Consider the following 14,248-nt stretch of genomic DNA (forward strand, 5'->3'; position numbering starts at 1 on the left):
TTTATGTGCTATTGCTCATAACCTACGACTGATTACAAGAAAATTATTCTTAATACCCTCACAGTCAAATAAATTAAAACCTATATAATTAAAATTCTTAATCCAAAACCAGTTATACCTATATCTTGGGTAAGAAAAATAGAGCGCCTGATAAACCATATATATTATAAAGAAATATCCATTCAATAAATTTATTCAAAAATAATATTTCAGGGCCGACTACTTATCTACGACACACGACACGACAGAACCTCTACTCTGTCCATAGACAGATGCCAAACGTTGCATCTCTACGATGGTGGTTACTTTATACGATCAAATATTACCCAGTATAGACAGATCAATAGTCTTAACCCTTTTATAAAAAAATGGTATATTTAACAGCAAAGCGTTAAGTAATGATCAATAACAAACATTATGGACCCTAGAAAATATACTATTAAAGCACAAGAAGCCATACAAAGGGCTATAGAAATAGCGGGACAAAACCAACAACTTACGATCGAAAATGGTCACTTACTGAAGGCCATTTTAATCAGCAATGAAACACATGTTACCTTTCTTATTAAGCAACTTCAAGTTGCCTTAACGCCTCTGGAAGAGGCATTAGATAAACTGATTCAAACCTATCCAAAAGCATCTGGTCAGCAGCCCTATTTATCACCCAATATGGATGTTACCCTTCGTGAAGCAGAGCGTTACAAGAAAAACTTAGGCGATGAATTTATCGCAGTAGACCACTTGCTTTTAAGTCTTTGTTCGAGTAAAGACCAAACGGCAACATTAATGAAAAAGCATGGCATAGAAGAAGCTCCGCTGCTACAAGCCATTCAATCCTTACGGGGTACCCATAAGGTCACCGACCCTAGTGCAGAGTCTAAGTATAGATCATTGGAACGTTACGCAAAAAACTTAAACCAATTGGTAAAAGAAGGCAAAATAGATCCAGTGATTGGGCGTGATGAAGAATCTCGAAGAACGGTACAAATTATTTCACGTAGAACGAAAAGTAATCCTTTATTAATTGGAGAGCCAGGTGTAGGTAAAACAGCTATTGTAGAGGGCTTGGCGCAAAGAATTGTAGCGGGTGATGTCCCTGAAAACATCAAATCTAAGATTATTTTTGCATTAGACCTAGGTCTTTTGATTGCTGGTGCCAAATACAAAGGAGAGTTTGAAGAACGACTTAAAGCAGTCATTAAAGAAGTCGTAGATTCCAATGGGGAGTTTATTCTTTTTATCGATGAAATCCACATGCTTATTGGGGCAGGTGCCTCTGGAGAAGGGGCCATGGATGCAGCTAATCTACTTAAACCAGCCCTTGCGCGTGGAGCATTACACGCTATTGGTGCCACTACACTAAAAGAATACCAAAAATATATAGAAAAAGACAAAGCCCTAGAAAGAAGGTTTCAAGTTGTAATGGTAGATGAACCCAGCCAAGAGCATGCCGTTTCTATTATACGAGGCATAAAGCCCAAATATGAGCTCCATCATGGTGTACACATTAAAGACAATGCAGTGGTTGGAACTGTACGTCTATCTGACCGTTATTTACCAGGTTTTCTCCCTGATAAAGCAATAGATGTAATGGATGAAGCAGCTGCTAAAAAGCGGATTGATTTGGATGCTGTTCCTGTAGACTTAGACCAAATACAACGAAAAATTACCGAATTAGAAATTGAAAGAGAGGCCATTCGAAAAGAAAAAGATACTGCAAAGTTGGAAGCGTTGTCTAAAACGATTGAGGAGCTAAATGAAAAAAAGCAAACCCTCCAAGCAAAATGGGAAGAAGATAAGTCGATTGTAGAGGGTATTCGTAGACAGAAAAAACAAATGGAGCAACTCCGTTTGGATGCCGAAGAGGCAGAACGAAACTGTGACTATGGTAAGGTTGCAGAAATACGATATGGAAAGCTTATAGAAGCAGAAAAAAAACTCAAAGCTTTACAAGAAAAGATAGAAGCCCTTCGTGAGACCAGCCCACTTTTTAAAGAAGAAGTCACACAAGAGGATATTGCTGAAATTATAGCGCAAAGGACCGGTATTCCTGTTTCTAAAATGCTACAAGATGAACGCGAAAAACTACTACAGTTAGAGACTGTACTGGCTCAAAGCGTCGCTGGTCAAGCAGAAGCCATTCAGGTTATTGCTGAAGCAGTACGTAGAAGCCGTGCGGAATTACAAGATCCTCGTAAGCCTATTGGTTCTTTTATTTTTTTAGGTACTACTGGTGTAGGTAAAACTGAATTGGCTAAAGCACTGGCACAATTTTTATTCAACGATGAACAGGCTATGATTCGTATAGATATGTCAGAATACCAGGAAAAACATGCAGTTAGTCGGTTGATTGGTGCGCCACCAGGCTACATAGGATACGATGAAGGAGGGCAGCTTACAGAAGCGGTACGTACCAAACCCTACTCGGTAGTTTTATTGGATGAAATAGAAAAAGCACATCCCGATGTCTTTAATATTCTATTGCAAGTATTAGATGATGGTAGACTAACTGATAATAAGGGCAGAACGGCAAATTTCAGAAATACCATTATCATTATGACGAGTAATATAGGTGCACATCTTATCCAAACTGGGTTTGCTGGTATGGAAGATTTACCCTCTAAAGAAAGCTTAGAAGAGACCAAGACAGCGGTCGTACAATTGTTGCAAAGCCAAATGCGTCCAGAGTTTTTAAATCGGATCGATGAAATCATCATGTTTAATCCCCTTTCTAAAGGGGTTATTAAGGATGTGGTCCATATTCAGGTAGAGAAGCTTAAATCAGATCTACAAAAGAATGGCATAGTCATCGAGATGGACGAGCCACTTATAGACTACTTAGCAGAAGAAGGATATAGCTTACAGTTTGGCGCAAGACCACTAAAACGATTGATGCAACGGGTTATACTTAATAGCTTATCTAAAGCATTACTATCTGGACAGGTGCGCAAAGATCAGCTCATTCTTGTTTGTTACCAGAAAGGATCCGTAGTATTCTCAAATACTAGCTAAAATAATACTGCCATTCGATAGTAAGATTTGGGAAATTTATTTAAGTTCCATAATGATGGATTGGGTCTAAACCAATCCATCTACCTAAATCATTTTTAAGGCAACCTATGCGACCATACTCTATCAAAAAATACCTTTATGGAATGGTAGCTTACACATTGGCCAACTGTCAGCAATACCATCGAATGGAAATAAACAGCTGTTCAACCCAACAAAGACAATCCAATCCAAGTTGTGCCAAAAGTAAGCCGAATCATGCTACAACAATGGCCCCTTTGCCAAAATTTGTTTTGGTATTGTTACATGGTCTTAACATGGATGCCTCTGAAAATGATAAAATCAAAGAAGCAGCAGCAGAAGCATTTAGAGAAGATATTTTAATCATTCAGCCAAAATGTAGAGAGGGATTTAAATCAGTCTATCTATCCATTGAGACGCAAAGCAAACAAGTTGCTGAAGAAATAAAAAAAATAGTACGTAATACCTATCCGAAATATGGTGAAGCAGCACTTCAGGATTTACAGATCAGTATATTTGGCTACAGCCAAGGTGGTTTAGTGGGTTGTATATTGGCAGCCAACCATAGCAACGACTTTAACATTACCGCTGTAATTACTGCGCATGCACCACTGTATGGCACAGAAGCACTTGACAATAAAATAGCTGATGTAAAAACGTTTACCACAAAGGCAAAACCAGGGTTAAATGCGATAGGCCATCCAGACACTTCACAAGTCAATATGCAGCTAGCCGCTTGGTTGCTCAACGGGTTTTGTATCAACAAAATTACTGATTTTTTGTTCAAAGGGTTAAGTGATATGCGTAGCAATAGTACATGCATTGCACGTATCAAAAAATTCATACGTGAAAATAAGAACGACAAAGAAACCCATGATATTCCTATACTCCTTATAGGCGGTTACCTTTCTAATCTATCTGAATATTTTGATTATGAAGAAGTATATGAAAGCCAAATACAGGAACTGAATCAACATTATGCATTATTGGCTACGCAAGACAAGCATGGCGCACACGACATACTGATCTCGATAAAAAGTCAATTATGTAGAGGACCTAGCTTTGAAAATATTGCGGATTGTGGTAATGACGCTGTTTATAGAAAGAATATAGCAACCTATATTGCTAAAGATCAACTCCATTGTTGGAATCTAATGCTAATGCTATCTGATTATACAGTGCAATATGGTCAAACGCTATTTCAAAACAAAAAAGCTATAGCCTTGATAACAGAGTTTTTAAGGAAACAGAATTTGAGAAATGGTTGGTAATGGCATCAGATCGGAATCAACAGGGCTATTTAATCCAATAAGCCACATTCAAATTGCCTCTTTTCACTTGGGTATAAAGGGGCTACATAACTACTTATTCGCTTTATGCAGACAAAAAATAGCATACATCTATCTAGTTTAGATCAAGTAGCTAGCTTTGCAGTTTTGCTTTTACATGGTTTATACGCCCAGGCAGATGAGCTAAAACCCATTGCAGAAAAGTTGACCAAACAATTTGGGAAAGCGATCTTTATCATGCAACCAACCTGTAGAACAGGACTAAAATCTCTTCTACCATCTATAGATCAACAAGCAGCGCGTATGGTGCAGTGGATAAAACTTGAACTGATCCGATACCACAAAGATCCTATTTCTTTTCCTATTATTATTATTGGATATAGTCAAGGTGGTGTATTGGCTTGTACCTTAGGAAAAGCGCATAAGTCTCAGCTGAATATACTGGGTATCATTACCCTTAATGCGCCACTAATGGGCACCCCGCTACTTGAGCGCACGCGTAAGGATATGCAAAGATTTATATCCGATGGAGCAGCTGGATTGCAGCTTATAGATTATCCATTCACTAGAATCAAATGGATCACCACGATAGCAGCATGGGCATATACAGTCGCTCGTCTAGACTGGGCGCCGCTAAATGGTTTAAAAGATATAACCCCCAATAGTAAATGTCTAAAAAGCATATATAGATTTTTACAAGATAACGTTGACATACCTTGTCTACTGATCGGTACCTATCAGAATGATTTGCTATCCTTATTCAATATCCATATCAAAGCAGCCAAAGACCAGGAGTCGATGGCGCAATTAAATGAGGCCTATGGACTATTTATTAGTGGTAAAAAAGGGGCAAAACATGATACTTTGATTCCACTAGCCAGTCAATTAGGTAAGGAAGAAAATGTAGGTAACCCCTTAGAGACAAAAGATTTAGACCATACATACCTACCTATGGTTGGATCCAACCATCCTCCAATAAAGAGAAAAATCTATAAAGGGCTACTTCATGCCAGAAACTTAATTGCTATAGATCCTAGTTTATTTGTAAACCACGGTGAAGCGGTCCTTTATGCCCAAGGCATATCAACCGATTTAATCCAATATATTGAAAGCTTGGTACAAAATGTTGGAAAATTCCTGAAACAATAATCCGCTAAAACTGTATGTTTATAACGGATACAATCGATCTATAGGCAAAATTTAAGAGAAGAAAAAGCCTTATCCAATATCACCCACAGAGCCAACAGCACCACCTTTTATATATTTTGTTGCTTGAATTTGGTCTATTTGTTTTGTGATGGCTTCTTTTAAAAGATCTATATGTAGCTGTTTGATGGCAGATATAAAAACTACAGGATAATCAGTATGGCCATATAATCTTGTGTTGAGCGCAGCTGGTGTATCGATTGCTTGCGTAACCCTTGGTATAACTGTCTTACTTTGGGCGACCATGTCAATCTTATTGAATACTAAAATTCTTGGTAGATGTGCTGCACCTATTTCTGCTAGGGTTTCATCAACTATATCTATTTGCTCTTGAAAACCATCATGTGATCCATCTACTATATGCAACAACAAATCGGCTTCTTTAATTTCTTCTAAAGTAGACTTAAAACATTCCACCAACGTGTGGGGTAGTTTACGAATAAATCCTACCGTATCAGTTAGTAAAAAAAAGTTCTGATTTAATACTACCTTACGTACCGTAGCATCCACTGTAGCAAATAGTTTATCATCAGTCAAGACATCCGACTTAGATAATACTTTCATTAAAGTAGATTTTCCTACATTTGTGTACCCTACCAACGCCACACGAATCAAATCAACACGCGACTTGCGTCTGGTAGTACATTGTTGCGCAATAGTGGCTAATTTTTTACGCAATTGGGTGATTTTATATTGAACGATCCTTTTATCTGTCTCTAATTCTTTTTCGCCAGGGCCACGCATACCTGCACTACCTCCTTTCTGATTGGTAAGGTGGGTCCACATTCTGGTAAGTCTTGGTAATAAATATTGATGGTATGCCAATTCAACTTGTGTGCTAGCTTGCTTGCTTTGGGCACGTATGGAAAATATATGAAAAATCAATAAACTTCTATCTAATATCTGACAAGCTAGTAATCTTTCTAGATTGCGCACTTGTGACGGCGTAAGCTCATCATCAAAAATAGCGAACTTAACCTTTTCTGATTTTATAAAATCAGCTATTTCTTTTACTTTACCCTTACCTACAAAAGTAGTACCATTTGGACGGTCTAACCTTTGCATAAAATTTTTAACAACTTTTAATCCGGAAGTACCTGCCAAAAAGGCTAATTCTGTAAGGTATAATTCTGTTTTGGCCAAAGGCTGATGGAAAGTAACGAGGGCTATTAAAATAGCTGTTTGGGTTTCTTCGTTGATTACTAGGTTAGATGGATTAGGCCTATCTGTGTACATAAATGACTAGATGATTTACAAAAAAAATATACTATTATAGTAATGGTATTGCTGCGTCTGTTTCACACAACCAGTTGAAGCAAATTTTTTCCACTCATTTCTTTAGATGGTGATAAGCCTAATAAGGACAACAATGTTGGCGCCACATCAGCTAAGGTGCCAGCGCTAGCTAGTTTAGCTGGCTGACCAACGTAAATCAATGGAACCGGTGCAATAGTGTGGGCAGTATGAGGCTGTTGTATGTTGGGATCATACATACATTCTGCATTACCATGATCAGCTGTAATAATTGCTTCACCTCCTTGCTGCTTTAATGCAGCAATAATTTTAGCAAGACATTTATCAACAACCGTAATACCTGCTTCTGTAGCCAATTGATTACCTGTATGACCCAACATATCAGGACTTGCAAAGTTACAAATAATCACATCATAAGCCTTTTGTTCAATGGCTCGAACCATTTGATCGGTAATTTCTACCATACGCATCTCAGGCACTAGATCATAGGTAACTACTTTTTTAGAAGGAATCAGTAGACGGCTTTCATTGGGAAAAGGCGCTTCAACGCCTCCATTAAAAAAGAAAGTCACATGGGCATATTTTTCTGTTTCTGCTATACGCAGCTGTGTTAAACCTGCTTGGGCCAGACAAGCCCCTAAACCATTTTGTATAGATAAAGGAGGAAAAGCTATACGACTGGGAATATCAGCTGCATATGCGGTTAATGAAACAAAATCACCTAAATGAGGATAAATCGTACGGTTAAAGCTAGAAAAATTAGGATCGATTAAAGCACGACTAAGTTGTCTTACACGGTCTGATCGAAAATTCATAAAAAAAACAATATCTCCCGAATCAATCGTTATAGGTGGTCTATCCAATGGACCAATAGAAGTAGGCTCTACAAATTCATCTGTTTCACCCCGCGCATAAGCTGCTTCTAAGCCGCTTAAAGGGGTTGCAGCATGATAGGCCGCTTGACCGGTTACGATACAATTATAAGCAGCTTCTGTACGCTCCCAGCGATGGTCTCGATCCATTCCATAATATCGGCCCATAAGGGAAACAATTTGACCTATTCCTATTTGTTTACATTGCGTTTCCAAATGTTGGATGGAAGTTACGCCACTAATAGGTGGGGTATCACGTCCATCCAAGATAACATGAATATAGCAGTTTTGTACAGCCATTTTCCCACACAACGCCAACAAAGCGTATAGGTGTTTTTCATGGCTATGGACTCCTCCAGGTGATAAAAGGCCTACTATATGAACAGATGCGCCACTATTATTTGCTTTCCTTAAGGCAGATAAAAATACTTTATTGGTAAAAAAATCTCCTGTTTCAATCGCTTTATTCAAACGGGTCAAATCTTGGTCTAGAACACGACCTGTACCAATGGTCAAATGACCTACTTCAGAATTGCCTACTTGACCTTCTGGTAGTCCTACCGATGGACCAGAAGCATCCAATAATGTATGGGGATAAGTCTCTATTAAGTAATCCCAATAGGGCGTTTTTGCAGCTGCAATAGCATTATAACGAACTTCTGTTGAATGGCCCCAACCATCGAGTATCAATAAAACAATGGGTTTGGGTGTTTTAAATGTGCGCATAGAGCTATAAAAAACGAAACAGTTATATAAAGAGAGGCTTTTGTCTAGGTAAAAATATTTCTATTGAACCGTACAGAATTGGATAGCATACCACGGTAGATTATGACAAAACAATACCATATAACTAAGATAGCAACTATGCCATTGCGCCTATATATAAAAAGGGAAAAGCACATCTATATAGTGCATGTATAGCACTAAGCTGTAAAACAAGTACCTATCTATACCAAATTTTTAAGTGTAACTACCTCTTTATCCTGCAAAAAAATCCACTTACCACGCGGTATATGTTTTTTAGTAAGATGGGCATAACCTACCCTATCTAATTGGTGGACTACATAACCTAAATGGCTAAAAATCCTTCTAATAATGCGATTTTTACCCATATGGATGGCTATACCTATTTGGGTTGGATCTGCTGCTACTATAGAGACTTGATCTACTTTAACTAGGCCATCTTCTAGTAAAAGGCCTTCTTGAACCGCATGTAAATCTTCAATTTGTATCGCCCTATTCAATACTACATGATAAAGCTTCTTAACTTTACTGGCAGGATGTGACAACTTACAGGCCAAGTCCCCATCATTGGTTAGAAGTAATAGCCCTGTAGTATCATAATCTAGTCGACCAACGGGATAAATCCGTTCGACACAATACCGTTTACTAATCAGATCTAAAACTGTCTTTCTACCTTCAGGATCTTGTAGAGTAGTCACATACCCCTTTGGTTTGTTCAAAAGTATATACTGTAGTTTTTCTCGACGCAAAGGAATGCCCTTATAAGCAACTACTGCATCGATGGGTATTTTTATACCTAACGTTTGTACAACTACACCATTGACCGTTACATCACCTGACTGAATGCGTTGATCTGCCTCCCTTCTTGCACAAAGACCAGCATTACTAATAAATTTGTTTAACCGTATTAAAGACACCGCACAAGCGTTAATTAGAAAAAATTTCCATGAAGGAATGATAATACTTAGGACCTAAGGATTATTTTTTTGCGTTTAACTTTGCGTCCACTGCATACATGGTATGAGGGACTACCTTTAAACGTTCTTTGTCTATAACTTTGCCTGTTAAAACACAAATACCATAGGTGCCATTTTTAATGCGTTGAATAGCAAGTTCAATTTGTTTTATAAACTTTTGCTGACGCTCAGCCAATTGACCTACATTTTCTGTCTCTATCACCTCTGCATTTTCTTCAAACGGTTTACCAGAAACCTCTAGACCAGCTTCCTGTCGACTCAAAACTTTCTCCAATACTTGGAGCTCATGGTTGGCTTTTTCTAATTTTTCTAAAAGAATTTTTTCAAAAAACTTTAGCTCCTCAGGTGAATATACTTGTTCTGCCATAACTTTTTGATCTTAATGGTACGCAACGTAAAATAATAGGGTTAATTATTTTTATTACATTAGAGCACCTTAGTAATGTAGCATCCTCACTTATGCTTTAGCCAACGAATAGTAATGCATCAATAGGCTGTTCCAAAGCAATTAACATTCTACCACAATGTTCACAAAGTACTATTTTATTGCGCTCATACACACCTATTTTTTGCTGAGGAGGAATGACTATACAACATCCCCCACAGGCCCCTTTTTTAATAGGAACTACTGCCAAATTATTGGGTACATTTTTTCTAATCCTTTCATAGGTAAGATACAAAGGCTCACCTAGCACAGCTATAATTTCTTTTCTTGTTTGAAATAATGCTTGCTCCTCCCTTTCACTTGCTTTTAAAATTATTTCAAGTTCTTCTTTTTTTAAAACTAAATCAGATTTTTTTGATTCTAAAAGTTTCGACAAATCTTCTAAATTGGCTTGGTCTTGCTCTATATTGCCATAGGCATTACGTAGAAATTTTTCTGCAAGTTGAATATCCAATCTATGCAAGTCAAGTTCTTTGGTAATGGCGTCATATTCTCTATTATTGCGCACTTCCATTTGCTGCGCTTCATACTGCTGGAGTTTTTTTTCACCTTGCTTGATAAATGCTTTTTTACCTACTACCTCCTCTTTTAGTTTACTCAATAGTGATGCACGCTCTCCTATAGTTACAGACAATGCCTCTATCTGTGCTTCTAATTCAGATACCTCTTCTGGAAGGGTACCTCTAAGCTTCAAAATATTATTAAAATTTGTATCAACATCCTGAATTTCAGACAACTTTTTTAATTTAATTGCAATATTTTTATCCATTAGCTAATCGTTAATGTGGTGAATAGGGTTGGTAATAGTTTTACAGCGTAGTATTACAATATTATTAAATTCTTTTGATAATAATGCAAGTATTAATTTTTTAAGACCCAATCTAGTGGCACGATGGCCTATATCAACCAGTAATGTTTTACCATTGGCTTCTAAAAATTGCTCATATTGTAGGCCGGTTGTAATAAAGGCATCTATCTTCTTGTCAAGTACTTTTTGCAATAGCCCACTACCACTGCCTCCATAAACGGCCACTGTTTTAATAGGTCGGTCGAAATAATTTGTATGTTGAAGATAGGATAAATTCAACTTTGTTTTAATATACTTTAAAAAATATTTATCTGGTAACTCTATCGGTAAACTACCCAATAAGCCACTTCCTCTATTGTTTACAATGACTTCTACCTTCTCTAGATAGTAGGTCACCTTTTCATAAGGATGTACATGGAGTAAAGTTTGCATGATTCTTTCCTTACAAAACATAGGTACCATAAAAGTAAGCTGGCTTTCTTGTAAAAATTCTAACCCTGACTTAACAGGAAAATAGGATAGCGCCTCTAATCCTATGGTAGAGTGGCCATTAACCGCAACAGTGGTTAACTGCTCAGTAGCCAAGACAGCGCCCACTTGGCACAAAGATTGGATTAAGTGTTTGGCTGCATGGGGCACCAGAAAAGTAGTAAGCCTATACATACTTTCTTTCTGAGGAATGATGGGGTAGGTTTCGTGTAACTCAAGAAAATCAGCGATTCGATGGCTAGCTCCCTGACCGAGATGGTCTAAATTGGTACTAAAAATATAAATGGTCAGCTTATACTTTATAGCTTTAATGATACATCCCCCAGCATAACTTTCTGGAGTAATTTCAGTGAGTGGTTGGCTCAAAAAAGACTGATTTACGATTATAAAATTACACCTATTTTCAACAGCTTCATCCAATAATGGTTCGGTTATATCCAAGGCAATCAATATGCCCGTTACTATACTACCTATATCACCAACTACTACACCAGATGTGGCCACACTATGCTGATTTTGAAACTGCACATTTTGCTCTAGGTAGTTTATCACATCAGATATGGTAACAGCAGTAGGGCTATATCTCGGTGCTTGTGTGGTCATCAGGGTGTTTAGATGTATAGTGCAAATTTATTAAAATTTAATTGAATAAGACTTCAATATAAGAAAAATACCGTTACTTGTGTAACAACATCTGTTGTAGGGTATTATAGTCTATCATTTTTATTAGTCATATATAGATTTTATGTTTTCACTATGGTTACAGAGCGTGCGTTGGGGGTATGCAAGAATGGTTGCACTACGTCAGTTTCTATACAACAAAAAAATTAAAAAAACCTTTTTTTATAAAAAGCCTAAAGTCATCAGTATAGGCAATCTATCAGTAGGGGGTACCGGTAAAACACCTTTGACAATTTATTTGGCCAAATTGCTTGCCAAGCACCAAATCGTAGCCGTACTGAGTAGAGGCTATAAGCGCAAATCGGTAGACTTTAAAGTAATCAATGGACTAGACTCTGCTTTAACAGCAGGTGATGAGCCTTATCTTCTATATACCTATTTTGTACACAACCCTAATGTGCTTATTGCAGTTTGCGAAAACAGAACCAAAGGTATAGACAAAATTATGGAATACAAGCCAGATGTCGAAGTAATTCTTTTGGATGATGCTTTTCAACAGCTTAGCCTAATGCCCCATCTAAATATTTTATTGACTACTTTTGATCAGCCTTTTTTTAGGGACCATCTACTACCAGTGGGTCGATTGCGTGAACCACGTAAAGGCGCATCACGTGCGGATATCATATTGGTAACCAAAAGTCCAACAAATCTTAGTTCATTAAAAATGGAAGCCATAAAAGATTCTATGCAACCATACTATACCAAGTCTATACCAATTTTTTTCACACATATCATCTACCACAATCCTATCATGATAGGCGACGGAAAAGCAGATAAACTCCCCATTGTGCTATTGCTCGTTACGGGTATTGCAACTCCCCTACCCCTACGGAATTATTTAGAAACCAATGGACATAAGGTTACACACCTAATTTTTCCAGATCATCACTGGTTCACTTATGCTGATATATTAAAAATGATCAGTGTATTTAATGGATTAAGCCATACAGACAAGGCCATTGTTACAACGGAAAAAGATTATGTAAGATTAATAGCCCATGATTGGATCAAACCATTGGTCCAATTACCTATATTTTATATTCCTATAGAGATAGGATTTTTACAAGAAACAAAGGAAATCTTTGAAAAAAGAATTATACAAACTGTACTTTCTTAGTCTAATGGTTCGCCCACTTTTTTACATAGCATGTATTAACTCCCTCGCTTTGGATTAAAAATAATTTTAATGTATCCGTTGGGTAACGGATATTTTTCTCCATTACAGTAGTATCAGCTATAACTTTTTCAAGTTCTTTTCGAGTCACTACTTTTTTTTAAAGCCTAGATCTATAGTCATAGCTAAGATCTTATTAAGAACTTCTTGACCTAATCTATGGCGCCAACGGGTCAATGAACTGGGGTTATAAGGTGCCTTAAACTGAAAATAATCATATCCACAAAAGTATTGCCAATAAGGGTTTTCTACCCATCTAACCACTACTTGTTCTAGAGTAAAGAAATGGTTCGACAACTTAAAATTAAGCATACCTGATGCTGTTGATTACTCATAATACCGCAACTGGTTAACTTTATTCTTCATTGTTTGTCCATTCCCTTCTCATCCCACCGTACGTTCAGTTTTCCCGAATACGGCGGCCCGACAGTCTTCTTCATAAACCTTTCGAAAGTCTCTCAGGATACTTGATCATTCCACTACCAATGTAAAACATCCCCATTGTGTAGAGTTTGCTATTGGGATGGTTTTGCCACCCAAAACCTCGGCCTTTGCTTCTGTAGGTCAAGTATCTGCGAAATCGGTTATTGATAAAGCACTGCAATTTCCGAAAAGATTCACTGGCATTCGTGTGCTTAAAATAGTTTACCCATCCTAATACTACTGGTTTTATTTGCTCTGTGAATGCCACCGGTTTGATTGGTCTTCTACTACATTTGCTGGGATCATTTTGATGGAGACACATAGATGGTATTTCTTCCACTTATTCGACTTTTCCTTTTTACAAAATTAAAACCTATGAAGTTAAACCCTTCTGTTAGTTTCGTTATATGTGTCTTTGGGTGGTTAATAGTGAGCGATAACCTCTTGGCCAATTCTTTGAATCTTTCCAGTGCTAAGTGAGCACTCTTACGACATGAGACCGTTGCAATAGGTTTTTAGATTTTAGGATAAGAAAGTAATTGTTAATTTTATTAAAAGCTTAACTTGTATTTATTGTTTAGGTTTTGTAATAAAAATTTTATGATATTATTATGTCAATCAAAGTAAGCGGTCAGTTAAGTTTATCAGATATATCAGCTAGTCGGCGTAAATGCAAGCATACGTTTTTTGATCAAATAAATAATTTGATTAACTGGTCATTAGTAGAAAAAGAACTGCGTATGTATTATCCTAAAGGTTTACGTTTATCAGGCAAGCCTGCTTATAGCCCGCTTCTTTTGTTTAAAATGCTATTGCTTGAGCAGTGGTATGGACTGAGCGATTACCAAGTCGAAGA

At 37.3% G+C, this 14,248-nt stretch carries 11 protein-coding genes and 3 pseudogenes; 6 read left to right on the forward strand and 8 right to left on the reverse strand.

Annotation, left to right across the window (positions count from 1 at the left end):
* The 4 genes and pseudogenes from ACRRVB_RS02420 to ACRRVB_RS02435 all read left to right on the forward strand — a co-directional run.
* A pseudogene (locus ACRRVB_RS02420) lies at nt 1-189 on the forward strand (IS5-like element ISCca5 family transposase); the annotation flags it as partial.
* Nucleotides 190-417: 228 nt separating this feature from the next.
* Nucleotides 418-3,012 carry an ATP-dependent Clp protease ATP-binding subunit gene (locus ACRRVB_RS02425; RefSeq protein WP_432466393.1) on the forward strand — a complete coding sequence of 865 codons (2,595 nt, stop codon included), beginning with the start codon at nt 418-420 and terminating at the stop codon, nt 3,010-3,012.
* 107 nt (nt 3,013-3,119) lie between these two features.
* Nucleotides 3,120-4,301, forward strand: coding sequence for an alpha/beta hydrolase (locus ACRRVB_RS02430; RefSeq protein ID WP_432466394.1), 1,182 nt, complete (start codon nt 3,120-3,122; stop codon nt 4,299-4,301).
* 105 nt (nt 4,302-4,406) lie between these two features.
* Entirely contained in the window at nt 4,407-5,468 is a 1,062-nt protein-coding gene (locus ACRRVB_RS02435) for an alpha/beta hydrolase (RefSeq protein WP_432466395.1), read from the forward strand.
* A gap of 69 nt (nt 5,469-5,537) precedes the next feature.
* Here ACRRVB_RS02435 and hflX read toward each other — a convergent pair whose 3' ends face one another.
* The 6 genes from hflX to ACRRVB_RS02465 form a co-directional block, all read right to left on the reverse strand.
* The gene (hflX, locus tag ACRRVB_RS02440) at nt 5,538-6,761 is read right to left on the reverse strand and encodes a GTPase HflX (protein WP_432466397.1); all 1,224 of its coding nucleotides are present in this window, start codon (nt 6,759-6,761) and stop codon (nt 5,538-5,540) included.
* A gap of 62 nt (nt 6,762-6,823) precedes the next feature.
* Nucleotides 6,824-8,377 carry a 2,3-bisphosphoglycerate-independent phosphoglycerate mutase gene (gene gpmI, locus ACRRVB_RS02445; protein WP_432466398.1) on the reverse strand — a complete coding sequence of 518 codons (1,554 nt, stop codon included), beginning with the start codon at nt 8,375-8,377 and terminating at the stop codon, nt 6,824-6,826.
* 221 nt (nt 8,378-8,598) lie between these two features.
* Nucleotides 8,599-9,312 carry a pseudouridine synthase gene (locus ACRRVB_RS02450; RefSeq protein WP_432466399.1) on the reverse strand — a complete coding sequence of 238 codons (714 nt, stop codon included), beginning with the start codon at nt 9,310-9,312 and terminating at the stop codon, nt 8,599-8,601.
* Between the two features lie 61 nt (nt 9,313-9,373).
* Nucleotides 9,374-9,739, reverse strand: a complete 366-nt coding sequence (locus tag ACRRVB_RS02455; protein WP_432466400.1) for a TraR/DksA family transcriptional regulator — start codon at nt 9,737-9,739, stop codon at nt 9,374-9,376.
* Between the two features lie 97 nt (nt 9,740-9,836).
* On the reverse strand, nt 9,837-10,586 hold the full coding sequence (locus ACRRVB_RS02460; RefSeq protein WP_432466402.1) for a zinc ribbon domain-containing protein: 750 nt from the start codon (nt 10,584-10,586) through the stop codon (nt 9,837-9,839).
* Between the two features lie 3 nt (nt 10,587-10,589).
* Entirely contained in the window at nt 10,590-11,717 is a 1,128-nt protein-coding gene (locus ACRRVB_RS02465) for a Nif3-like dinuclear metal center hexameric protein (protein WP_432466403.1), read from the reverse strand.
* A gap of 142 nt (nt 11,718-11,859) precedes the next feature.
* Between ACRRVB_RS02465 and lpxK the strand changes: the two genes are divergently transcribed.
* Nucleotides 11,860-12,912 carry a tetraacyldisaccharide 4'-kinase gene (gene lpxK / locus ACRRVB_RS02470; RefSeq protein WP_432466405.1) on the forward strand — a complete coding sequence of 351 codons (1,053 nt, stop codon included), beginning with the start codon at nt 11,860-11,862 and terminating at the stop codon, nt 12,910-12,912.
* Between the two features lie 70 nt (nt 12,913-12,982).
* Here the strand turns inward: lpxK and ACRRVB_RS02475 are convergent.
* Together ACRRVB_RS02475 and ACRRVB_RS02480 are read right to left on the reverse strand one after the other, a co-directional pair.
* Nucleotides 12,983-13,242: pseudogene (locus ACRRVB_RS02475) on the reverse strand (transposase); the annotation flags it as partial.
* A 163-nt stretch (nt 13,243-13,405) separates the two neighbouring features.
* On the reverse strand, nt 13,406-13,714 hold the full coding sequence (locus ACRRVB_RS02480; protein ID WP_432466406.1) for a group II intron maturase-specific domain-containing protein: 309 nt from the start codon (nt 13,712-13,714) through the stop codon (nt 13,406-13,408).
* Nucleotides 13,715-14,062: 348 nt separating this feature from the next.
* Here ACRRVB_RS02480 and ACRRVB_RS02485 point away from each other — a divergent pair.
* Nucleotides 14,063-14,248 (forward strand): annotated as a pseudogene (locus ACRRVB_RS02485) (transposase); the annotation flags it as partial.

Origin of the sequence: Candidatus Cardinium hertigii (genome assembly GCF_050864855.1) — a bacterium.
GTDB classification, from domain to species: Bacteria; Bacteroidota; Bacteroidia; order Cytophagales; family Amoebophilaceae; genus Cardinium; species Cardinium hertigii_C.